This window comes from Pantoea sp. OVA07A (assembly GCF_019969975.1).
Classification (GTDB): Bacteria; Pseudomonadota; Gammaproteobacteria; order Enterobacterales; family Enterobacteriaceae; genus Pantoea; species Pantoea agglomerans.
On the sequence record NZ_JAHXYM010000005.1, the window covers coordinates 167206 to 189367 of the forward strand.

Annotated in this window: 19 protein-coding genes; 2 read left to right on the plus strand and 17 right to left on the minus strand. The window is 51.6% G+C overall.

What is annotated here, in order from left to right; genetic code table 11:
* Positions 1–20: 20 nt before the first annotated feature.
* The 15 genes from LC417_RS16595 to LC417_RS16665 all read right to left on the minus strand — a co-directional run bounded on the left by LC417_RS16595 (position 21) and on the right by LC417_RS16665 (position 18268).
* Positions 21–701 carry a hypothetical protein gene (locus LC417_RS16595; RefSeq protein ID WP_223566156.1) on the minus strand — a complete coding sequence of 227 codons (681 nt, stop codon included), beginning with the start codon at positions 699–701 and terminating at the stop codon, positions 21–23.
* Complete coding sequence (locus LC417_RS16600; protein ID WP_223566157.1) at positions 698–2602, minus strand: LysM domain-containing protein; 1905 nt, start codon at positions 2600–2602, stop codon at positions 698–700. Before LC417_RS16600 ends, LC417_RS16595 begins: the two co-directional genes overlap by 4 nt.
* 8 nt (positions 2603–2610) lie before the next feature.
* Positions 2611–3150, minus strand: coding sequence for a hypothetical protein (locus LC417_RS16605; RefSeq protein WP_033772340.1), 540 nt, complete (start codon positions 3148–3150; stop codon positions 2611–2613).
* Entirely contained in the window at positions 3143–5779 is a 2637-nt protein-coding gene (locus tag LC417_RS16610) for a type VI secretion system Vgr family protein (RefSeq protein ID WP_191918366.1), read from the minus strand. The genes LC417_RS16605 and LC417_RS16610 overlap by 8 nt, the downstream gene beginning before the upstream one ends.
* A gap of 303 nt (positions 5780–6082) precedes the next feature.
* Complete coding sequence (locus tag LC417_RS16615) at positions 6083–6550, minus strand: putative T6SS immunity periplasmic lipoprotein (protein WP_341275054.1); 468 nt, start codon at positions 6548–6550, stop codon at positions 6083–6085.
* 33 nt (positions 6551–6583) lie between these two features.
* Positions 6584–7045, minus strand: a complete 462-nt coding sequence (locus tag LC417_RS16620; protein ID WP_223566158.1) for a putative T6SS immunity periplasmic lipoprotein — start codon at positions 7043–7045, stop codon at positions 6584–6586.
* Positions 7039–7587, minus strand: a complete 549-nt coding sequence (locus LC417_RS16625; protein ID WP_033772344.1) for a hypothetical protein — start codon at positions 7585–7587, stop codon at positions 7039–7041. The genes LC417_RS16620 and LC417_RS16625 overlap by 7 nt, the downstream gene beginning before the upstream one ends.
* On the minus strand, positions 7580–10219 hold the full coding sequence (tssH, locus tag LC417_RS16630) for a type VI secretion system ATPase TssH (protein WP_223566159.1): 2640 nt from the start codon (positions 10217–10219) through the stop codon (positions 7580–7582). The genes LC417_RS16625 and tssH overlap by 8 nt, the downstream gene beginning before the upstream one ends.
* A gap of 302 nt (positions 10220–10521) precedes the next feature.
* Positions 10522–11013: a type VI secretion system effector Hcp gene (gene hcp / locus LC417_RS16635; protein WP_033758542.1), complete on the minus strand. Its 492-nt coding sequence runs from the start codon at positions 11011–11013 to the stop codon at positions 10522–10524.
* A gap of 4 nt (positions 11014–11017) precedes the next feature.
* Complete coding sequence (locus LC417_RS16640; protein ID WP_223566160.1) at positions 11018–12742, minus strand: OmpA family protein; 1725 nt, start codon at positions 12740–12742, stop codon at positions 11018–11020.
* A 3-nt stretch (positions 12743–12745) separates the two neighbouring features.
* Positions 12746–13399 (minus strand): type VI secretion system protein TssL, short form, encoded by a 654-nt coding sequence (gene tssL, locus LC417_RS16645; RefSeq protein WP_223566161.1) that lies wholly within the window; start codon positions 13397–13399, stop codon positions 12746–12748.
* Positions 13396–14733, minus strand: a complete 1338-nt coding sequence (gene tssK / locus LC417_RS16650; protein WP_223566162.1) for a type VI secretion system baseplate subunit TssK — start codon at positions 14731–14733, stop codon at positions 13396–13398. Before tssK ends, tssL begins: the two co-directional genes overlap by 4 nt.
* An 18-nt stretch (positions 14734–14751) precedes the next feature.
* Positions 14752–16299: a type VI secretion system contractile sheath large subunit gene (gene tssC, locus LC417_RS16655; RefSeq protein ID WP_223566163.1), complete on the minus strand. Its 1548-nt coding sequence runs from the start codon at positions 16297–16299 to the stop codon at positions 14752–14754.
* A gap of 33 nt (positions 16300–16332) precedes the next feature.
* On the minus strand, positions 16333–16833 hold the full coding sequence (gene tssB, locus LC417_RS16660; RefSeq protein ID WP_010671384.1) for a type VI secretion system contractile sheath small subunit: 501 nt from the start codon (positions 16831–16833) through the stop codon (positions 16333–16335).
* Positions 16834–17398: 565 nt separating this feature from the next.
* Complete coding sequence (locus LC417_RS16665) at positions 17399–18268, minus strand: helix-turn-helix domain-containing protein (RefSeq protein WP_223566164.1); 870 nt, start codon at positions 18266–18268, stop codon at positions 17399–17401.
* A 177-nt stretch (positions 18269–18445) separates the two neighbouring features.
* On the opposite strand from LC417_RS16665, the gene LC417_RS16670 reads away from it, so the two are divergent.
* Positions 18446–19345, plus strand: a complete 900-nt coding sequence (locus LC417_RS16670; protein WP_223566202.1) for a DMT family transporter — start codon at positions 18446–18448, stop codon at positions 19343–19345.
* Between the two features lie 36 nt (positions 19346–19381).
* Here LC417_RS16670 and LC417_RS16675 read toward each other — a convergent pair whose 3' ends face one another.
* On the minus strand, positions 19382–19615 hold the full coding sequence (locus LC417_RS16675; protein ID WP_010257893.1) for a hypothetical protein: 234 nt from the start codon (positions 19613–19615) through the stop codon (positions 19382–19384).
* Between the two features lie 285 nt (positions 19616–19900).
* Between LC417_RS16675 and LC417_RS16680 the strand changes: the two genes are divergently transcribed.
* A complete protein-coding gene (locus LC417_RS16680; protein ID WP_022624176.1) occupies positions 19901–21127 on the plus strand; it encodes an OFA family MFS transporter in 1227 nt (408 codons plus the stop codon).
* Positions 21128–21165: 38 nt separating this feature from the next.
* Here the strand turns inward: LC417_RS16680 and LC417_RS16685 are convergent, their stop codons facing one another.
* Positions 21166–22041, minus strand: coding sequence for an SMP-30/gluconolactonase/LRE family protein (locus LC417_RS16685; RefSeq protein WP_064703376.1), 876 nt, complete (start codon positions 22039–22041; stop codon positions 21166–21168).
* Positions 22042–22162 lie beyond the last annotated feature (121 nt).

The following is a 22162-nucleotide window of genomic DNA, read 5'->3' on the forward strand; positions in this document are numbered from 1 at the left end:
AACAAATTAGTTTATATGTTTTAATTGAGTCGACGGAAATTAATCCATCCGTTTTTAATTTGAGGAACAATATCATCATCGAGAAATGCAGAACAAACACCGAGTTCACCGACTGCAAAAACCGTTGCAGGATAAGATAAACCTATCCCTTCCCGTCCTTTTGGATCTGGCTCTTCATAATCAGGAATACCATTCTCCCTATAAGCATTAATATCCAAGTATTGATTACAGTCCACATTAAAACTATTGTCATCAATTAATGACAACGGAACCACTTCATCCTTTTTAAGCCTTATCCGTTTCCCTAAGAATTCCTCACCAACAAATATATGGTCTGTGGCATCCTCTGTGACCATTCGAATAGTGCTTGTAGAAATAATCATATCCCCCTCAGTAAATCTAGCGCCAGCCCATCCAACCGTATTAAGATCAGACCCAACACTTTTTTGATAAAAATATACGATTGGGATACCCCCCTTAACTTTAATATATATTTCATTATCATCAGTAAACTTATGAACAGGCGTTAATATATATTCACCCATCAATTTTCTAGGTTCGTTAGCTAAAACACCATACTCTTTCACGGCACCATGATCTTTATAAACCCAATATCCATAATACAGACCATCTTTTACCTTAATAGTATTGCAAAATGCAAAAAAAGGAACGACAGCAATAAAAAACAATATTTTATTCATTGTACAATCTCCACATGGAATGCTGGTTCACCACGATTTTCAAATGGACTGATATATTTCACTTTTCCTGGATTATCTTTTACATATTTTGTAATAGCCTTATCAAAAGCCCGCTGCAAAGTGACAGGTAATAATCTTTTACTTATATCAAATACATTTCTCTGAGCATACGATTCAAGCGAAACACAATGTTTTGAAACAAGACGTCCATCTTTTTGTAAAGAATTGACTTTATCAATCATGGCTTTTTTAACCTGATTCTCCTTACTTTTATCTATGCCACCCACAGCGATACCTACTTGTACAACTTCCCGACCCGCAGCAGCATAATAATCAAGCTGGGATTGTACACCCTTGTTGCACATATTGTTGTACATTGCTTCCACTTGCTCTTCGGGAGTGCGTAGGGTGCTAGTGATAGTAATTTTATGGACACCTGCAGATTTCATTATTCCTTTAATAACATCAATTGAATGAGCAGAAACCAAGCTCTGTAATTTTTCAGATATATCAGTTCGAAACTTGACTAGAGGTTCAAAGTCGTTAACAACAGAAATTTCTTTTGCCTTTCCCTCTGAAGTAGTCTGATGCTTCTCTGGTTCATTTTTACTCCTGCGAGCAACGGACTTATCCGTCGTCGTCGTTTTAATATGAATTACATTATTTTTCTTTTCCGAGTCTGCTGACTTGCTTCCTTTAGGTAAAACAATATGGCTTCTTGAATACTCAATGGCTGCTTTAGCATTAGCATTTTCAACTCCGATGCTTTTGAGAATCTCTTTCCTGGTCTGCTCAGAAACATAGCGGCTAACATATCCATGGTTTTGATTACTATCAGGTGTTTTTAATTTCGCACCAATGCGCAACATGTTGACGTTATGGATCTTATTAATTCTTGCCAATTTCTCTACTGATACACGATATTTCTTCGCTATTGCTGATAAAGTGTCGCCTTTCTTAACGGTATAAGTTAGAGTCTTATGCTTTTCATTGGTATTTTTTTCAACAGTTGCTTTGGCTAATTCTTTGTAATTATCAGCAAGAATAGCAAACACAATTTCTGAACCTGCGATAGCATTGACTGATTTAGTCATCCCGTTTGCATCAGTCACGCCTTTGATAAAAACTAGAGCTTTCTCATAGTCTGACACTAAATTTGGGCATATTGAAATGGGAAATGGAAAAATTGCAGCAATATAATTTTTGTTTTTGAATGCTGTATTATTTCCGGTAGACAGTTTAAATATAGTATTAACTTCAGTATTTTTTAGTAACCCTTCCACAACTGATAAATGCTTAGTTATATAAAGCGCCCACTTCTCGCCATCTGCACTTTTCTCACGTGTACCATCGAGATATTTTCCTAAACTATAGGCACCATCATGATGCAACAAATAAAGCCATTCCCAGTATTCACTTTGATCTGATGTGTAACTCTCCATCACCTTCGATTTGTTAAGTAAAAAGGAATAAATAACCGCATAGCATCCTTTTTCAGCGTCAAAAACTTCCTCATTACGAAGATCTAGCTGAAAACCAAGAATGTCTTCAGATTGTGTCAATGCATCGTTGATAAAACCAACCGTTCCTTGTGCTAAACCAGCTGCACTAGTAGTCCCCGCTGCCGCATCGGGATTAAATCCAGACTCAACCTTAGTAGTTAATAATATATAAGATATCTCTTTATAACTTAATCCATAGCGGACAGCTATGGTAATTATCATATCTATAATAGTATCCTGGACATCTTTATTAGCATCTCCTATTGTACGACTGTTACCTCTTAGCTTTCGGGATGTATCTATATCCGGATAGATTGAGATTAAAGAAAATGGTTTAATCTGGTCATCAAAATATGCCTTTCCCTTTTTGGCATTTAAATACTCATATAAATCAGACATACCATACCTCAGCGATTGCTAATAAAGTCTATGCTTGTATTATCGTAGGGGTTTTTCATTTCTCGAGATCTAAGCTCAGAAAGCTTGTTGCCTGTAATAAAGTTCCCTGAAAGATCAATAAATGGGGCATCAATATATGACAACAATGATCCCTTTACGCTCTCATCTTCATCCAGCCCAAGATGGTATCCGATCACAATATTTTCATTGTCATAGCATTTCATAGTGGAGGGAGCCCAATCACCAGGCTTAACTACATTATTGAAGGAATAACCCTGTTTTTCCAGGAGAGCTTTTTGGCTGTTCGGGATGTATGGCAAAGAAAACTCTTTATTATTCGTGCCGTTCTTTATTTCCAAGTGGTAATTTTTGCATATATTCTCCGTTGGGCTTTTTTGATTCACCTGGCATTCAGCACTGACCTTTACCAAAGCTGAGCCACATTGCATTTGTGCTGATTTAGCATTCCATGTGCCACTTGCAAAAGAAAAAGATGGAGTCAGCAACATACATAACAAAATTTTAAACTTAAAAGTAATATCACGCACTTTTATTTCCCTCACAATCACTGCATTGACAGCCATCGTCCTGGAATGACATATCTGAAAATGATGTGCAATGTACTCTGTCCACAATATTTTCACTATCGTACCAATAATCACTTTGAATCATTTCAAGTTCAAAAGACTCATTCGGGTTTGATGAGTAAACAGGAAATGTTTCACCATTCTCGTCTGTTCTACCAAATAATTTCTGCCCATTACTCGATGTCAACATGTATGCCGCGGCAGCAACTGGAACTCCTGCAACAGACGATGCAGTAAACTTCCCACTATATCCCGATGGAAACTGGGGCATAACACTACTCATGCTTACACTGCCCATTTTCTGCGCATTGGCACATTTCCACAGGATATTACCTTCACAGCCCAGAATAATATTCTTACCCTGCAACTGGATGAACGAACCCTCCAGATTTTTAAGCACGACATCTTTCGCAGCCGTGATTTCTACCCGCCCATCTGTGCTGGTTACGGTCACATCCTTTTTGGCTATCGCCTCAAGCGCATCATCCTGAGCCTGGATTTCTACTTTTCCCTTAGTCGCAAAGAGTTTCATCCCGGCCTTACGGGCCAGCATACTCACGGCTTCACCTGCTGCTACGGTAAATCGTTTAAGAGCGCTAATGTCTGTATTCTGTTGCGACATGATCCCAACGCTGGCACTACCCGACGCCATGCGAACCGCCTGTGGGCTGGTGATGCTCACGCCTTCTGGTGCATTCAACACCATTCCTGGCTGCACAAGATCTTTGAGGGCATTAGTCAACTTCACCTGGCTCTGAATATCCGCGGGTAGCGCCTGCGCAGTTTCAGCTGCGTCTGACATGCTTCGCGCAATACTCAGTGCATTCTCGAGCTGGGCAATCGCCTCCTGCATAGAGAGCATATTGTCCCCGGCAAACGGCTGTTTATCTGCAGTGATAAACACCCCGGCACCACCCCGGATGGACACATACCGATCGGTACGCAACTCCGCACCTTCACCGCGCAGTTCGCGGGAAGCATCCACGTTGTGACCTAAATTAAGCTGCGTCTTACCCCCGTACTCTGTACTGAGCTTGATGTGTTCCTCGCCGCGCTTATCCTCCATCCGCAGCTTGTTCAGGCCAGCTGTGCGGATAACATTTCGGGTGCTGTTGGCTTCAGTGACATGGTCAACGTGGCGGGAGTCGTGCAGCGCGTGCGCAATATACGGACGATCTGGATCACCTTCGTGGAACGCAATGGCGACTTCCGTGCCCTGTATCAGCGGGAAGTGGAAGCCGTACTTATCACCACCGTAAGGCCTGGCAAAACGCACCGGCATGCTTTCCATGCCCTGTTTTTTATCATCACGGTCGGCATCAAACTTCACCCGGTACATGCCGGATGCATCCTGCCAGGCGTAGATGTCGTTATCTTTGGCGCTGGTCACTCGTGCCGTCAGGGTGCCGCTGACCACCGGGCGCTTTTTAGCAGCAGGACGCCAGCAGCGGTTCTCGTAATACGGCATCCCTTCCCACATCACGATCAGGGCATCTTTACGGCTGGCTATATAGCCCGTTCGGGTGATGATTATGCCGTTGTCCGTTTCTGATGGCAGTGTCGGTGGTACCACACTTTCACTGATGGTCAGCACCTGGGCCGGAGAAAGCAGGGCATCATTGCTGCACCCGCTGATAATCGTCTGTCCGGAAAGAAAACGCTCATGCTCAAGGCGTGCCCAGAAATTGCCGGTTTCCGCTGAAGGTGTGATTTTGTCGCCACGTTCAAGATGACGCGGTAGATAGTGATAAACCTCACCGTAGGTAACACCGTCACCGTCGCCGCGGGTCATGTCCGCCGGTACAGAGGTCAGGACATTCTGGGCTTCACGGTGATTGTAATCACTGGCGGTGACAGAGCGCTCAACCACGTTCTGTCGGACATTAACCCCCCATACCGAGTCCGCTGCACTGTCACTCATTCCCGATGGACTGCTGAGTGGCAAAGACTTACCAAACGTCCATGCGCTCTGTTTGTCTGCGAAATGCACCACTTCGGTCTGGGTGTCGGGTTGCAGGGTAAAGAAGTAGAAAATCCCCACTTCGGCCAGCAGACGCTCAATGAACGCAAGGTCATTTTCCTTGTACTGGTTAATCTGTTCACGCTTCGGATAGTCGGCTTTTAGGGTGAACTCATACTCCCAGCCTTTCAGGCCATGCTCCTGCAACACTTCGGCGACAACTTCCGGTACCGACTTATTGACAAAAAAGCGGTGGGTACGGAATTGCTTGCGCAGCAAAGACAAGAACGGCTCAATAATAATCTGGTACGTTGCCTGGTCACGTGAACCACTGATACGCTTAAAATGCGTCACCACACCATGCACCACTTTCTGCCCGGTCAACCCCATCAGTGGCCCAGTTCCCATGGTCAGCGTGGCTGGTTTGGTCAACAGTTGCGCTGAACTGATATTCTGATCGCTGCTGGTAAAGATAATGTCGTAGTGGTAAAGCTCACTCATGAACTCCTTACCGCTAAACTCTTCCACATCCAATGAGGCTGCGCAGGACGGAATATCCAGACGGTAGCGGTTCAGTCTGCCTTCAGTTAGCGCAGACAGGGTGTTCTTAAGCGTATCAGTCAGACTCATGATATTGACTCCATGGGATTACCTGCAGTCCATGACTTTTTTGCCGAAGGGCAAATTGCAGGTTTAATCGGGGTACTCAGCGAGTACGAAAAAGCGTGATTATGGCTCCGGCCCCGAGGGCACTGGCGAAGGTTTTAATCAGCAATACGGTCATTTCAAAATTGTTTATGCCGTATTCGCCATCGCCACTAATGGGGATAAAGCGCTTAACAAACGTGTAAATAAAAGCAACCGGAAGAAAGAGTACGCTTATCACGACCAACGCAATAAAGGTGAATGTTCTCATTATCTTATATTGACCAGCTACTCGGAAACTTGAATTGATCCATATGGCCTTGCTATTTCTCGATCGATCAGAGGAAAATTGTATACCTGCCCATTATTCACCCCCACGCCAACGACAAATTTCCGTGGCTCATCTTCATGTTTCTTTGAAATCAATACATACTCAAAAATAAGCTTCCCCTTATCCGGAAAATGATAAAAAGAAGGTGGAATGCATAATTTTCCATTAACGATCGTGAGGCCTGGAGAGAAATTAAAATCCTTCTCCTTCGAAGGTGTTCCTCGTGGATTTATCCCCATGTCAGCAGGTTGATAATCCTGAGCATCTGGAATATCTAAACATACATTTTCCCCCTGCTTGCTGACAGATGTGGTTTCATGAGGAATCATCCTGTCTCCCGGGCCAGGACATCCTGTCAGCACGGAAAGGAAAAAGAAGGTGAATATTCCTTTCAGGCATAAATCAAAGCATCGGATTATCATCATATAGAAACCGAATGTTACTATTCAGTATAGTGTTTAGCGTGCCGTCGCTGGCACATGGTATTCCCGTGTCGTCAACGATACATCCCGGGCCTTACCGTTGATCATTTCAAATCCGGTGACAAAGCTCCTTGGATGGTTACTTTTACTCTTAGACTGCAATACAACCTCAACAATAAATGGGGCTTTTGACGTATCAGGAAAATGGTAAAACGAAGGACTAATACATAATTGACCATCAATAATTCGTAAATTCGGGTTTTCGGTAAACTGCCTTTCTTTAGACGATTTATTCCTGAGGTTGATAGAGATGAAAACAGGCTGATAATCCTTACTATCTGGGACGTAATAACAAACTGCATTATTCTTCATCCAGACGCTGGCTGTTTCAGCTGGGTAATATTTCATCCCACCCCACGGGCATCCGGTTAATGTAAAGGCAGAAGTGACAGCTAAAATAAGAAACAGTACTGAATGCCACCACTTTATTTTTACCATGGAAACCCTCTCAATGAATTTCTATACATTTCTCGGATGATTGATTCAGATGCATCACCATCAAGAGTAACGATCTCCCAGCCCCTGAGACGCAACCAACCATCATAGCCATGAGCCTCTAGTGTAAAATTATCTGCAATAATCTGCGCCTGCTGCTCCATCGGATATTCACTTAACAGGCGACCATCAAGAGTGTAACGATAACTAACCATCCAACTGACCAATCCTCTCATAATAATATTCATGCCTTTCATTCGTTGCCAGACATGCCCCATTTCATGGATGAACATATGTTGAAGATCGTCAGTTGTCTGGGAGAAATCGTCGCAGTATTGGTCACGAAAATAAATCTCCCCATTTGGGGTCATAGCCGTATTCTTATCCTGTAGATTGAAAGGGAGATAACTCTCTCTGTGGATCCATACTTTCGAATAATCAATGGTGGATAAAAATACAGAGTGTGCCATCTGTATCTCACCCGTCGTAAGTAGCCTGACACCACCTTCTTTAATCCTGTACTCATCCTGCGTTTCATCAGTCATGTGTAAATTCCAGTACAATCCCTTCTTCATCATCCCATCCAAGCCGCAGCGACTGCGGTTTCTGCTTCGCCGCCATATGAGTCAGCAGCTGCTGACTCAGCACCGGCAGAATTTGCTGATTGAGCAGGCTGTCAACATTGCGTGCACCGGTGTCCGGCAGCAGGCAGGCGGCGACCAGCGCGTCATACAGGCTCTCATCAATCTGCGTGGTCAGGCCGTAGTGACGATGTAAGCGCTTGCTGACCTGTGCGAGCTTCATTTCCACGATGGTGCCCATGGCAGGCTCACTCAGCGGGCGGTAAATCACGGTCTGGAAGCGCGCCAGCAGCGCGGGCTGGAAGTGGTTGCGCAGGATCGGGCGCAGCAGCGCGTGCAGGTCACCTTCGGTGGCGTCCGGCTGCTCATCCAGCAGCTGCATCAGGTGATCGCTGCCGAGGTTCGAGGTCATCAGGATAACTGTGTTACGGAAGTCGATTTCACGCCCTTCGCCATCACGCATAAAGCCGCGGTCAAAGACCTGATAGAACAGGTTCATCACGTCGCGGTGCGCCTTTTCCACTTCATCGAGCAGCACCACGCTGTACGGACGCTTGCGCACGGCCTCGGTGAGAATACCGCCCTGGCCGTAACCGACATAGCCCGGCGGGGAGCCTTTCAGCTGCGACACCGTGTGCGGTTCCTGGTACTCGGACAGGTTGATGGTGATGAGTGACTTCTCGCCACCGTACAGCACATCCGCCAGCGCCAGCGCGGTTTCGGTCTTGCCGACGCCGCTCGGGCCGACCAGCAGAAAGACACCCTGCGGACCATTTTCTGAGGTGAGGCCTGTTTTCGCCGCACGCAGGCGCTGAGCGATGGCGGTCAGAGGAACATTCTGGCCTACCACTCGCTGGCCAATTTCGTTTTCCAGGGTCAGCAGGTCGGTCTGTTCGTCTTTCATCAGTGACGACAGCGGCACGCCGGTCCAGTCGGCAATCACGGTGGCAACGGTGCGTACGTCCACATCAACGGAAAGCAGCGGGTTGCTGTGCTGCATGCCCTTCAGCTCCTGTTGCAGCGTGCGCGTCTCGCTACGACGGGAGATGTCCTGCCGGCTTTCCAGCAGTTGTCCGGTGAGTTTCAGTTCCTGACCGTACTGGGTTTGAAGCTCGTCGAGTGCAACGATGAGATCGTTCTCTTCCTGCTCAATGGCGGTCAGGCGTTCACCATGACTCTGAGTGCCGACGGCGATATCTTCCTGCAGCGCCTGCTTCTCCATTTCAAGAGAGGTAATCTGCGAGCGAATGCGGGTCAGCTGTTCCGGCACGGTGTCGAGGCTCATGCGCACGCGCGCAGCGGCGGTATCCAGCAGGTCAACGGCCTTGTCCGGCAGCTGGCGACCTGTCAGGTAGCGACGGGACAGCGTGACCGCAGCGCGCACCGCATCGTCAGTGATGTGTACATTGTGGTGTTCGGCATAGCGGGATTTGAGGCCACGCAGCATCAGACACGCCGTCTCATCGTCCGGCTCGTCCACCAACACCCGCTGGAATCGGCGCTCCAGCGCGGCATCGCGCTCGAAGTACTGCTTGTATTCGGACCAGGTTGTCGCAGCAATGGTGCGCAGTTCGCCGCGAGCCAGCGCTGGCTTCAGCAGGTTGGCCGCATCGGCTCCGCCCACCTGGTTACCGGCACCAATGATGGTATGCGCTTCGTCGATAAACAGCAGAACCGGCACCGGCGACTGCTGAACCGCATCGATGACGTTTTTCAGGCGTTGTTCAAATTCACCTTTCACGCCTGCGCCCGCCTGCAACAGACCGAGGTCAAGGGTGCGCAGGATGACCGGTTTGAGGGATTCAGGTACGTTGCCCTCGGCAATACGCAGCGCCAGACCTTCGACCAGAGCCGTTTTACCGACACCCGGTTCACCGACCAGAATCGGGTTGTTCTTACGACGGCGCGAGAGAATGTCGACCATCTGGCGGATTTCGGTATCACGGCCGAACACGGGGTCAATCTTGCCCTCCTTCGCTTTGGCGGTGACATCCAGAGTGAATTTATCCAGCGCGTTCTGCAGCGCCAGGTTCAGCTCCCCGACGTTCAGCTCTGCATCGACCGGACGGCCGACAAATTCCAAGTCACCACCGTGGTTCTGCGCCAGTCCGGCTTCCTGCTGCACTTCCGGACGTTCATCCGACTGCCCATCAAGCAGCGGACGCATACGTTCCAGCTGACTCTGGCCCAGCGTCAGCAGTGGCCACAGCCCGTCACAGCGAACCAGTTTCTGTTTGTAAACCAGCGCCATCAGTAGATGGATGCTGCGGATTTGTTCCTCGCCGTTAAGGGAAGCAATCAGCCAGGCTTCCTGCATCAGCGTCTGAATGGCATCAGACAACTGTGGACGTTGACGTACTGAACGCGGCTGTTTATCCAGCCAGGCAAGCAAATCCTGCCAAAGCTGGTCCATATCCCACTCATAGCGGCGGGCCAGCACCGTCAGGTCACCTTCCCCCTGTTCGAGCAGCTTCAGCAGCCAGTGCTCCGGCAAAATTTCCGCATGGGCGCGGGTCTGGCAGAGCGACGCCGCCCCTTCCATCGCACGGGCACAGTAAGGGTTCAGACGTCGCAACAGGATGGCTGGGTTTTCCATGAATCTCTCTCTTTGTCGGTTCCTGGACACGCTACCGCCCATCGCTGTTCCCGTTAAGGGGACCAAAGCGCATACGGTCAGGCTGGCAGTTTGTGGTTTTCTTTGCTGAAAGCCCGCGAGCTGCAGACGTTCAGCAAAACAGCGGAAAGGTCATCCCCCTCCGCTTAAAAACGAGGATTACGCTAAAGAGTTCGTGTCGCAGGAAGGCGGCAAGTTCTTAAGTCTCCGGGAACATAGATAACTATGTGACCGGAGCGAGCGAACGCAGCCAACGCACCTGTGGCGCGAAATATGACGCGTAATCAGGCGGTGGCGCGTTCGTTCCAGCTATCGGAATGAATGATGTTGCCGTCTTTGTAGGTCCAGGTGATTTTTTCGTAACGCAGTTCAATGCGCTCAAGGTGGTTGTGCTTCTCTTTGGAAGGATCCTTGATGTCATACATTTCAGGATTCACTTTCACCACTTTCACGTTTTCCAGTTTGGTGTTGAAGTACTCCACTTCCTGGCCCGCGTCGTTGATTTTGTACCACCTGAATTCCGCAGACTTGAGGGTCTGACCGGTGGTCACAGCCTTGTACAGGTACGGGCTGGACGAGTCGATTTCCTTGGTGAACAGGAACGGGGTGTGGATACGGGTACCGGTCAGCTTGCCGGTGTTGTTGTCCGTCGGGATGTACAGGTTATGCTCCTGAGCGACAACTTCGATGCTGCCTTCACGATCCTGAACGTCCACAGAACCTTTAATGTCCGCGCCGCCGTCGTCTTTCAGCCAAAGATAAACAGGAATTGCCATGGAATTACTCTCCATTGTGTTGTGATGCGTCATCATCCTGCGATGACGCCTGGGTGTGGCCCGGTATCTGACAGGCATTGGCCTGCGGTACCAGACTGATTTCGACACGGCGGTTGAGCGCGCGCCCATCCGGGGTGTCATTGGTTGCGATCGGACGGCTCTCGCCATAGCCCTGAACCGCAAAACAGCTTTCCGGTACATCACCGGTATCACGCATCCAGTCGCGTACCGCTTCGGCACGTTTCTGAGAGAGCGTCTGGTTCAGTTGTGCATTACCGGTGTTATCGGTATGCCCACTCACCACAATCAGCCAGCCTGGCTTCGCCCTGATACCGACCAGGGAGTTGACCAGCATTTTGGTGGAGCCAGCCTTCAGCACGGATTTGCCGGAATCGAACAGCGACATGCTGTCGAGGCGAATGGTTTTCGGACCCTGAATGATTTTCTTGATAACCGGTGGAGGCGGTGGCGGCGGGGCCCAGTCACTGATGGCAGCCTCAACAGGCGGCACCAGGCGCAGCCCCTGATACAGCCCCAGGCGATAACGCAGTGGCTCCCCGCGACGCTGCCAGTCGTCCAGCAATGCGCCATCGGCTCGCAGGCGCTGCTGCGCACGCAGTTTCGGGGCAGCAGGCTTATCCCCCAGTTGGTGATATAACGCAAGGTGATCGCCCACATTACGAATGAGACGCTGGTTGTTCATCCAGGACGCCAGCATGGCAAGGGCCAGGAAAATCCCGCCCAGTAATCCGACATAGCGCCAGAACACCATTCTGCGACTGACACCGCGTCGGCGCGGTAACGCTGGCAGCAGCAGCTCAGGCAGCGGCAGTGGCTCTGTCGTCACAACGGCATCCGGTGGCAGCGCCGTCACGGAAGTAATGTGCTGTTGCCAGAGATTCCCCGCGATACCGCTCACCGGCACCATGCACATGCCCTGTACGCAAGGCTTCATCACCGGCAGCTCGCCCTGGCGTACCGACAGCAGGTCATTCACCGCGCTGTTCTGCCAGGCAAGCAGGCTGTCCAGCCACAGACCCTGACTCAGACGAGAAAGTCTCCCGTCAGATCCACTCTCCCGGGTCCACTCCGTCAATGACACATTGCCCTGACCGGGCTGATACACCTGAATACCGCTTCGCTGGCTTACTGTGGTAAACCAGACGGGTTCGGCCTCCGCGCAGACCACTGGGGGCGATACCCAGGTCACGGTCCACAGCGGGGGGATCGTGCCAAATGCCGCACGGCACTGGACGACAGCCCGCTGCCAGCCCCGAAGATTCTGGGTAAAATCATCCCCGGAGATGTGCTGTTCAGGTACCACCGCCAGCATGATGGAAATTTGCGACGCCAGGGCCGGGCGCACCAGGCTCAGGTGCTGTGCCAGGAGTGGCAGCTGTTCTGCATCCTTCACCCACAGATACCAGCCCTGCCGGGTTTCCCGGTGACGGAAACCGGACACAAACAGCGGGGCGTTGTCGCCGCAGACGAGGATCACCGCCCCCTGAAAATCTTCCGGCGGCAGGTTTTCATCCACAATCTCCCGGACAGCGGTCGCCCGCGCCCCGGAGGCCCGACGCTGACGCCAGAACATCACCCCGGACACCAGAACAACCAGCAGACTGAGCGCCGCGCGGCTGCCCGTGGACAGTGGCCAGAATCCCAGAATGAGCCACAGCGCCAGTACGGCACCCAGGGCAGTTAACAGACTTCGGTACGCATCCCGCATCGCTTACCCCGGCCTGACAGTCTGGCTCACCAGCTCGGTAAGCGAAGACGAAAGGAAGAACCACAGCGCCACCAGGGCGACAGCGGCCACAACCAAGGTCATCCAGTACCAGCGACGACCGCTGCGCAGGCGTGATACCCGGGCAACAATGGGGGCGTCCTGTGTCAGCGTGAAGGCCGGCACCCGTTCCGCGAGCGCACGAACGATATCTTCCCGACGCTCATCATCCTGGGCGCGATACTGACCGACAAAGCCCAGCTGCAAAGTGCGGTACATGCAGGTCAGAACGGCGGCGTCAGGGGCGGTTTCTTTCAGCAGGTTGCGGATCCGTTCCCACAGCTCCTCACCGGCATTGAGGGTACCAAAGAAGTGGGCCTGCAGCGGATCACGACGCCACGTCAGGTAACCATCATCAGTGGTTCCGCGATTCATCACGCTCTCATCAAGCAGTGCACACAGGGCATACACCATATGGTCACGGCTGATGTCGCTGTAACCTGCCTCCGTGAGCGCCGTTTTCGCCTCCTGCACCAGACGGCAGGCACGGCGATAAAGCCCTTCCCCGTCCCGGACTTCCTGACCGCCCCGCAGCTGGCTGGCCATCAGCCAGCCCGGGTAGAAAATACGTTCTATCTGGCTGAGTTCGGATTTATTCATGAGCGCAGGACCGCAAAGAGTTCCAGATTTACATCCCCCAGTGAGCGCGGGGTGTAGAAGGTGCAGCTGCCCATCTCAAGCATTGCCCGTGCCGCCTCCGTACTCAGATCCAGCGAGAAATACTGGTTCTCAAGACGTAAAGGGATAGCGGCCGGAACATGGGCCAGCGGCTTGATAACCATCCCGCTCAGGGCCACATTCACCACATCCGACACATCGTCAAAGCTGCCCGCTTTACACAGCTGCGGGAATTTCGTCTGTAGTTCATGATTCGGCATGGAGGATCGAACGGAGAGATAGAAGTCTGCCCCTTCGCGCAGGCGCGCATCGTGCAGGGCACCTTTCCAGATCTGATCCTGATGCTCCAGGTGGATACTCACCACCCGCGACGGCAGGCTCGCTTCCAGAAGCTTGTCGAGCAGTGCCAGCAACGGCGGAAATATCCGTTCCGGTGCATCGTGCTGATAAGCAGGAATATCCCCGGCGTCGTGCTCAAGTGAGAAAGTCAGCAGGCTGCCGGCCAGGCGGGTCAGTTCGCGGTACAGCAGTTCCGGGTGACGAGACGGGGTCTGCAACAATTCAGTTAGTACGGGTTCAGCGCTGTTCAGGGCATTGAGCAGCCAGAACAGGGAGACATCGGCGACCGCAAAGTCGGCCATCCGCTCATTGCTTTCACGGCGCATGGCCATCAAACGCTTCCTGCGTGCCTGCAGGCGCACCAGCAGGTCATTCAGTTCGGTAGTAAGCCACGGACTGGCCGCAATGGACATCATCGGCGGGATAAAAGCCGGGTCCCGGCTCCACTGCCCCTGCGCATTACGCACCAGACGGGCTACCGGACAGGTCAGGTATGCCGTGTTTTCCTGGCTGGACAGACGCAGGGTCAGCGCATGACGCAGGATCGCGAGTTCCCCGCTTTCATGGCCGGCCAGTTCCTGCACGACGACACGCTCCGCTTTCCAGCGGCGCGGCCGCTCACTGTCCTGACCGTTATCGAGGTTGCCACCGCCGGCGCTCAGCAGTGGCAGCGCGACAACCACGTCAACAGCCTCACTGCCGGCGGCAACAGACAAATCACAGACCGGAGGAAGCGTGTCTGCCAGGTCGGTATCAACAAGGGTCCCGTCCTGAAAGCGCACCACCAGACGTGTGGCATTTAGGCGCGAGAGCGCAAGCACTGCATCATCAAATTCTGCCGCAACCACGCCCCAGGGATGAGAAATACCCATCCGGGCGACCATGTCTGCAACACGTTCATTCCAACGGGCCTGCTGCTGGAACTGTTGCGGGGCCAGAGCGGCCCCATCTTCCCAAAGTGGGCGGTAAATTTTCATCCCTGATTTCCCCTCGCCTTAGGATTTCGCTTTCGGCATCTGGGAAACCAGCGACAGATTGACGTCCATCCCTTCCACCTGGAAGTGCGGCACGGCATAGAGCTTCACACGGAAGAAACCTGGGTTGTCCTCGATATCCTCCACCGTCACTTTCGCGTCGCGCAGCGGGTGAGAAGCCTGCAGCTCGTCGCCCGGATCGGTCATTTCAGTCACCAGACTACGAACCCAGGTGTTCAGCTCAAGCTCCAGCAGACGACGGTCCTTGGTGGTCCCGATATTTTCCCGCTGTATAAGCTTCAGGTAGTGGGCAATACGCGACAGCAGGAAGATGTACGGCAGACGCGCATTGATGCGGCTGTTGGCTGTCGCATCTGCGGTGTCATACAGGGCTGGTTTCTGGGTCGAGTTCGCCGAGAAGAAGCACGCGTAGTCGCGGTTCTTGTAGTAGGAGAGCGGAATGAAGCCGAGGTTGGCGAATTCAAATTCGCGGGTTTCCGGGATCATCACTTCAGAGGGGATTTTCACCTGATTGCCGGTGCCGAGGTCATACAGGTGGATAGGCAGATCCTGAACGGCACCACCGGCCTGCGGGCCACGGATTTGCACACACCAGCCGTTATTGATAAAGCTGCGCACCATGTTGGATGCAAAGGCGAAGGATGCGTTGGCCCAGAGGTATTTGTCGTGATCCGGGCCTTTCACTTCTTCAACATAGTTGAAGCTGCGCACGGGTAAGGTATCCGGGCCATACGGCAGGCGGCCCAGCACACGCGGCATCACCAGACCGATATAGCGGGAATCATCCGTCTCACGAAACGATTTCCACTTGATGTACTCGGCACGGTCAAAGTAGTTACCGATATCTTTTATAGCCGCCACTTCCTCCATCGAATCCTTGAGGAAAAATTTAGGGCCAGCGGAGCCGATAAACGGCATATGCGCAGCAGCAGAGACTTTAGATATGTTGCGCAGAAGCGTTACATCCTGAGCGGAAGCATCAAACTCGTAGGCGGAAATCAGCGCGGCAATCGGCTCTCCACCCGGGGTGTCATACTCATCAATATAGGTATGCTTATACAGTCCGCTCTGGATAATTTCCGGGCAGTCTTCGAAGTCCTGTCGCAGGTCTTCTTTGGACATATCCAGCAGTTCAACCTTCACGTTCTGACGGAAATCGGTTTTGTCGACAAGCGATTTCACGCCGCGCCACAGACTTTCTACCGCCTGGAAGTCCTCATGGTGCATGACAGCATCAAGCTGACGACTAATCTGGTAGTCCAGCTCAGCGATATGATGGTCAATCAGGTTTTTGTCGAGTTTTTCAACTTTTGAGCCCGCTTTTGTCAGGCACTCCAGGAACACCTGCATCCCGGCCGTTAAACGTTCATCCGCAGTCGCATCCGACATCGCCTGCGCATCCTGCCAGATATCCAGTGCACTGAGTTCGGAGACCGGGTTCAGATTGATTTTTTTAAACAGAGACGCATAAACCCCACCAGCGGCCGGACGTTCCAGCACCACACTCTCGCCACCCGCGGCATTCTCATTTTTTACAGACATCAACATCTTCCTTATTAATCCGTTAAAACATCCTGACCGTTATGGCTGTTTAGGGGCCAGAGCAGACAACTCAGATCTGAGTTCTGCGCTTAATGCCGGGTCGAGCAGAATTTTTTCAAGCTCTTTCCGGAAAGCCTGATTGTCCAGCAGGTTAGCTTTTAAATCGCGAAGCAGATTACGCATGGAAAGCATCGCCTTCAGCTGAGGGATCTGCCGGGAAACCTGCTCAGGGGTGAAATCCTTCATGCTCTGGAATGTCAGATTGATATTGTCTTCGCTACCGTCACCGGCAAGCGTGTTTTTAACGGTGAGATTTACTTTTGGGGAATATTCGGAAAGTACTGAGTCAAAGTTATTTTTGTTCAGATTAACTTTTTTGCGTTCAGAGAGTGGCGCGGACTCCTGACCATTACTGAAGTCGCCCGCCACCAGTAATTTCAGGGGGAGTTCGGTTTTCTTGCTCGCCCCGCCCGTATGCAAATCAAGTTTTAAATTGATACGTGCCTTGGGTATTTCGGACTGAAAGGAAGAGTTAGACATGGCTGTCCCTGTTCTATGGAGTGATAGAAACCGCCACAGCCAGTGTCAAATATTAAGAATGGCTTACCCTGCCATAAAACATTCCTGCTATTAAACATTCAATGAAAAGCAGGACCTGCGGTCAGAAGCGAGTACATTCCATTTACTGGCGATATGACGTGATGAAAGAGCGTAAATCCTGAATTTATTTTTCAGATAAACACCCATGGCGCGAGTTTAGAAATAGTGGGTTAACCAAAGGAAATGATAATATGTAACCAAATGTAACAGGATGAACTTGCCAGAAAAAATCTGATACTGATCTGATATATAAGATTTTTCTTAAGATTTCGGCTGTGGGGCGCATGATAGCTGGGACTAAAAAATGTTTCAGTGAATAGTTCATTGCGGGATTGAGCAGAGAAATTACCCAATGCTAAAAAGTGCGGTTCATGCTTTTTTTACAGGATAGCGGCAGAAAGTGAAAACGAGAACCAGCCCAAACGGGTTAGTTTTTATAATAAGTTATGTTAATGATTTGTGGCACTGTTATACGCTGCTAATGTGCCTGTTGCCGCTAAGAAGTTCATCGACTTTCCCGACGACACGCTGAGGGCGTCATGCCATAAACCTGCCGGAAACGATGGCTGAAGTGGGCTGAAGAGTGGTAACCACACTGAAGGGCAATATCGGTCATCGTCAGCTCGGGCCGCTCAAGCAACATCCTTGCACGATCCATACGACGGCGCATCACGAACTGGTGCGGCGCTTCGCCAGTGGTATGGCGGAACATGCGGGCAAAGTGAAACTCACTCAATGCTGCTTCCTGCGCCAGCACAGCCAAGGTTAAAGGCTGGTCAATGTGAGCCTCAATGAAGTCGAGAACCCGACGTAATACTGCGGGAGCCAGTCCGCCCCTCACCTGGGGCAGTTGCCACTTAACTTCGCTGTAGTGCTGCAGCAGATGGGTCAGCAGTAGTGTTGATGCGCTGCTCAGCGTCAGCTGGCTGGCGGGCTGTTGCCAGTCGCTGCTCAGCAGAAAGTGTCGATAGAGCTGGGTAATGCGGTCATCAACAGAAAAGATTTTCTCATGCAGGTTTAACTGCGCCGGACTGCGGTCCCAGACCCGTTCGGCCAGTTGCCGCAACTGGTTCTCGCTGCAATAGAGATGAACAAAGGCGAGATCGGCACGCAGATCCCAGGTCGATTCCGTGCCAGCCGGCATCAGACAGAAGCGATCGGGTGCGCCACCGTTACGCCAGCCATGCGGGGTTTTATGCCAGGTATCGTAGCCGCCCGCCACGTAAAGGCTTAGCGTGTGATGATCGCTGAGGTTTGTCACGCGATCGCCACTATTAAACCAGGCTGCAAGCTGAATGCCGCTGTGAAGCTGCACCTGATCGCGCAGTTGTGCTTTGTGGCGTTGCAGCATGTCAAAGGTCTGGAAGCGACTCATCGGGGTATCAGTTCAGATAAACAGAGTGCCAGTTTACGGATTGCGCGGGACAGAAAACAGAGCACATCGGGACAGAGAGTAAAAATGCGCAAGATTTTGCAAACCCTGCGCAATCCGCTGCAAGACCAGGGAGCGTTGCGGGCGCAGACTCGGCGTTTTGCGGTGGAGAATCTGGTAATGAACCTGTTTTTGTATCTCTCAGTCGTGCTGATCTGGGGCACGACCTGGATTGCGATTTATGCGCAACAGTCTGCAGGCATCAGCGCCGTAACCGTCGCTGTCTTCTGGCGTTTTTTGCTGGCCTCGCTGGTCATGTTATTCCTGCTTAAGCTGATAAAGCGTCTGCACAGGCTGACGCTGCAGGATCACCTTTTCTGTGTGCTGCAGGGCTGTTGCGTTTTTGGCTTTAACTTTGTCTGCTTTTATTACGCCTCTGGCTATATCAGCAGCGGACTGGAGTCGGTCATTTTCTCTTTGGCGGTGATGTATAACGCCATTAACAGCTGGATATTTTTCCGTCAGCGCCCTTCCGCACGTCTGATTCCGGCGATAGTGCTCGGCATGGCGGGTATTGTTGCGTTGTTCTGGCACGATCTGCGCAGCACTCAGGCCTCGGCCGGCTTGATGTGGGGCATTGGGTTAAGTGCGCTGGGCACCCTGGGATTTTCATTCGGCAATATGATCAGTCAGCGGCATCAGCGTCTGCAACGTGACGTGCTGACAACCAACAGTTACGGCATGTTATACGGTGCGCTGATCATGGCACTGGTCTCGCTGCTGCAGGGTGTTTCGCTGCAGCCGACATGGAATACACAGTGGTTTGGGGCATTGATCTATCTGGCTATCGTGGGATCGGTGATGGGATTCGGGGCCTATTTTACGCTGGTGGGACGTATCGGAGCCAGTCGGGCTGCCTATACAACGGTGCTGTTTCCGCTGGTGGCGCTGGCACTCTCTACCCGTTATGAAGGATATGAGTGGCATGCCAGCGCCATCCCTGGCCTTGTCATGATTTTACTGGGCAATATCGTGATGTTTGCCCGTTGGCCGGCAAGTCGTCGCCGGATAATCATCTGACGCGGAGGCGGGCTGAGGCCCGCGTCCGGATGGGCGTTATGCCCACTGCTGCTGAAGGAGTTTCTGTGGTTTATTGATCGCTTTACGCGCAATCCAGTAGAGCAGAACACGCTCATCGTCACTATCACGATCGGCCATCGACAGCAGTTTTAATGCCAGCGTCGATTTGGTCACAGGCTGTTGTTCTGTACTGAGTTCAATCACCGCCTGACCGATGATGCAGCAAACTTCATCCTCACTGGTGCTGGATTCATATGTCCGGTCTTTCATATTTCCTCCTGATAAGTGAACTGTTAGCCTGGCAAATAATCTGTAAACCTGCTCACAGAATCATCTTAATGAAACATTATCTTACGGCTAATTACGCTTAATCATTAAGCTGCCGTTTTGCTTACTTTTGACGCGACGTCGCTAATCTCTCCCGATGCCATTCATACCGCCTGAATGGCATTTCATTCCCCGATCCGTTCCGTTCATGCCTTTACTGCTCACGCGCGCGAATCACTGCTTTATTCTGACCGCAGTTTCCAGATTCCCGGATGGGAGAGAAAAATTATGAACCAGACTCAACAGGCTTCTTACCAGCGTGCTCGCTGGCTTACATTGTTCGGAACGGTAATCACTCAGTTCGCACTGGGGTCAGTCTACACATGGAGTTTGTTCAACGGCCAGCTGTCACAGAAGCTGGATGCGACGGTCAGTCAGGTTGCTTTTTCGTTTGGTCTGCTGAGTCTGGGGCTGGCTATTGCCTCCTCGCTGGCCGGTAAATTACAGGAACGTTTTGGCGTACGCCGCGTCACTATCGGGGCGGGTGTGCTGATGGCGCTGGGTTTCTGGCTTACCGCGCATGCTAATAACCTGATGATGCTCTATTTCAGCGCCGGACTGCTGGTGGGTCTGGCGGATGGCGCAGGTTACCTGATGACGCTCTCAAACTGCGTGAAGTGGTTTCCGGAGCGCAAAGGAATGATCTCTGCCTGTGCGATTGGCGCTTACGGTCTTGGCAGTCTGGGATTCAAATTTATCTGCGGGGCGCTGCTGGCGACGGTGGGTCTGGAGCAGACCTTTATGATCTGGGGCGTGCTCGCGATGTCGATGATTATCCTCGGTGCACTGCTGATGCGTGATGCCCCCCTTCAGGATACCGGGAGCAGCACGAATGGTCAGCAACATGCGCGGGATTACACGCTGGCACAGTCGGTGCGTCTGCCACAGTACTGGATGCTGGCGCTGATGTTCCTGACAGCCTGCATGAGCGGTCTCTATGTGATAGGCGTTGCCAAAGATATCGGCGAAGGGCTGGTGCATCTGACTACACAGACCGCTGCCAGTGCGGTAACGGTGATTGCGATTGCCAACCTGAGTGGCCGTCTGGTGCTGGGCATACTGTCTGACAAAATGATGCGCATCCGGGTTATTTCACTGGCGCAAATCGTGTCGCTGATCGGGATGAGCGTGCTGCTGTTTACCCGAATGAATGAGATCACCTTCTTCCTGTCACTCGCCTGTGTAGCCTTCAGCTTTGGCGGTACCATCACGGTATTCCCGTCGCTGGTCAGTGACTTTTTCGGCCTCAACAACCTGACAAAAAACTATGGTCTGCTCTATCTCGGATTTGGTATCGGAAGCGTGCTGGGCTCACTGGTCGCCTCGCTGTTTGGCGGGTTCACCGTCACCTTCAGCCTGATTATGACGCTGCTGGTCATCTCCCTGTTCCTGTCACTCACCATCCGCTTACCACAGAGTTCTGTTACAGCAACACCTGTATTGCAACGTCATTAACCATCACGACGGGCCGCGCCAGAGCGGCCCGTTCACGTTTAGCCGCGGAATCGCGGCTCTGCCATGCCCGCCACCGAGACGTCCACCGCAAAGATATCGCCTGACTGCGGATAGCGTGCCAGCTCCTCTTCGGTGCGATCTTCCCGTGAACTGGTAATAAACAGCGTTTTAAGATCGGCGCCACCAAAGGCCACCATGGTTGGCCACTTCACCGGCAGCAGGATCTCATCGACGATTTCGCTGCTCTGGGGATCGATGCGTACTACGCGACCGCCATCAAACTGTGCGGACCAGTAAAATCCTTCGCTATCCACTGCGGCACCATCCGGCAATCCACCTTTCGCGTCGAAACGGCGGAACAGAGTGCGTTCGCCCGGTTCGCCCTGCGCATTTAATGGATAGCGATAGAGCGCTTCATTCGGCGTGTCACTGTGATACATCCAGCGCCGGTCGGGAGAGAAGGCCAGCCCGTTGGAAATTTTAATGTCACGCGCTTTGACCTCTAGTTTCAGGTCAGGCGTCACGCGGCACAGCAGCCCGCCATTTTTGTCCTGAGGTTCCCACAGGCTGCCGCACCAGAAATTCCCCCAGGGATCAACGCGGCCATCATTAAAGCGACTTTGCGCAGCCACACCGGGATTCTCTGCGATCTTTTTCTCTGGCTTACCCTGCGCATCCAGCAGCCAGACACCGCCACGCAATGCAGCTATCAGACCGCCCTGCTCACGCAGACCGATGCATCCCACCTCTTCCGCCTGCGGGAAGGTTTGCAGTTCACCGCTGACCGGATCAAAACGGTGAATGGCGGGTGCCAGAATATCGACACAGTACAGCACCTGTTCTTCCACTGACCAGAGCGGGCATTCGCCCAGTTCAGCCTGTAAAGCCAGAATATTTTTTACGTCATGCGCCATGTTTTTCTCCCATTGAACTGACATGCTAATAATGTAGTTGTAAAAACTTTCAAATGAGAATTATTTCCGCTTGATTTTAAGACTATTCTCTTTGATAGTATTTACTATTCAGTTCATTCTT

Excerpts from the sequence above, each read along its gene's own strand:
- LC417_RS16595 (WP_223566156.1), bottom strand. The coding sequence starts at position 701 with ATGAATAAAATATTGTTTTTTATTGCTGTCGTTCCTTTTTTTGCATTT.
- LC417_RS16600 (WP_223566157.1), bottom strand. The coding sequence starts at position 2,602 with ATGTCTGATTTATATGAGTATTTAAATGCCAAAAAGGGAAAGGCATAT.
- LC417_RS16610 (WP_191918366.1), bottom strand. The coding sequence starts at position 5,779 with ATGAGTCTGACTGATACGCTTAAGAACACCCTGTCTGCGCTAACTGAA.
- LC417_RS16615 (WP_341275054.1), bottom strand. The coding sequence starts at position 6,550 with ATGATGATAATCCGATGCTTTGATTTATGCCTGAAAGGAATATTCACC.
- LC417_RS16620 (WP_223566158.1), bottom strand. The coding sequence starts at position 7,045 with ATGGTAAAAATAAAGTGGTGGCATTCAGTACTGTTTCTTATTTTAGCT.
- LC417_RS16625 (WP_033772344.1), bottom strand. The coding sequence starts at position 7,587 with ATGACTGATGAAACGCAGGATGAGTACAGGATTAAAGAAGGTGGTGTC.
- tssH (WP_223566159.1), bottom strand. The coding sequence starts at position 10,219 with ATGGAAAACCCAGCCATCCTGTTGCGACGTCTGAACCCTTACTGTGCC.
- hcp (WP_033758542.1), bottom strand. The coding sequence starts at position 11,013 with ATGGCAATTCCTGTTTATCTTTGGCTGAAAGACGACGGCGGCGCGGAC.
- LC417_RS16640 (WP_223566160.1), bottom strand. The coding sequence starts at position 12,742 with ATGCGGGATGCGTACCGAAGTCTGTTAACTGCCCTGGGTGCCGTACTG.
- tssL (WP_223566161.1), bottom strand. The coding sequence starts at position 13,399 with ATGAATAAATCCGAACTCAGCCAGATAGAACGTATTTTCTACCCGGGC.
- tssK (WP_223566162.1), bottom strand. The coding sequence starts at position 14,733 with ATGAAAATTTACCGCCCACTTTGGGAAGATGGGGCCGCTCTGGCCCCG.
- tssC (WP_223566163.1), bottom strand. The coding sequence starts at position 16,299 with ATGTTGATGTCTGTAAAAAATGAGAATGCCGCGGGTGGCGAGAGTGTG.
- tssB (WP_010671384.1), bottom strand. The coding sequence starts at position 16,833 with ATGTCTAACTCTTCCTTTCAGTCCGAAATACCCAAGGCACGTATCAAT.
- LC417_RS16665 (WP_223566164.1), bottom strand. The coding sequence starts at position 18,268 with ATGAGTCGCTTCCAGACCTTTGACATGCTGCAACGCCACAAAGCACAA.
- LC417_RS16670 (WP_223566202.1), top strand. The coding sequence starts at position 18,446 with ATGAACCTGTTTTTGTATCTCTCAGTCGTGCTGATCTGGGGCACGACC.
- LC417_RS16675 (WP_010257893.1), bottom strand. The coding sequence starts at position 19,615 with ATGAAAGACCGGACATATGAATCCAGCACCAGTGAGGATGAAGTTTGC.
- LC417_RS16680 (WP_022624176.1), top strand. The coding sequence starts at position 19,901 with ATGAACCAGACTCAACAGGCTTCTTACCAGCGTGCTCGCTGGCTTACA.
- LC417_RS16685 (WP_064703376.1), bottom strand. The coding sequence starts at position 22,041 with ATGGCGCATGACGTAAAAAATATTCTGGCTTTACAGGCTGAACTGGGC.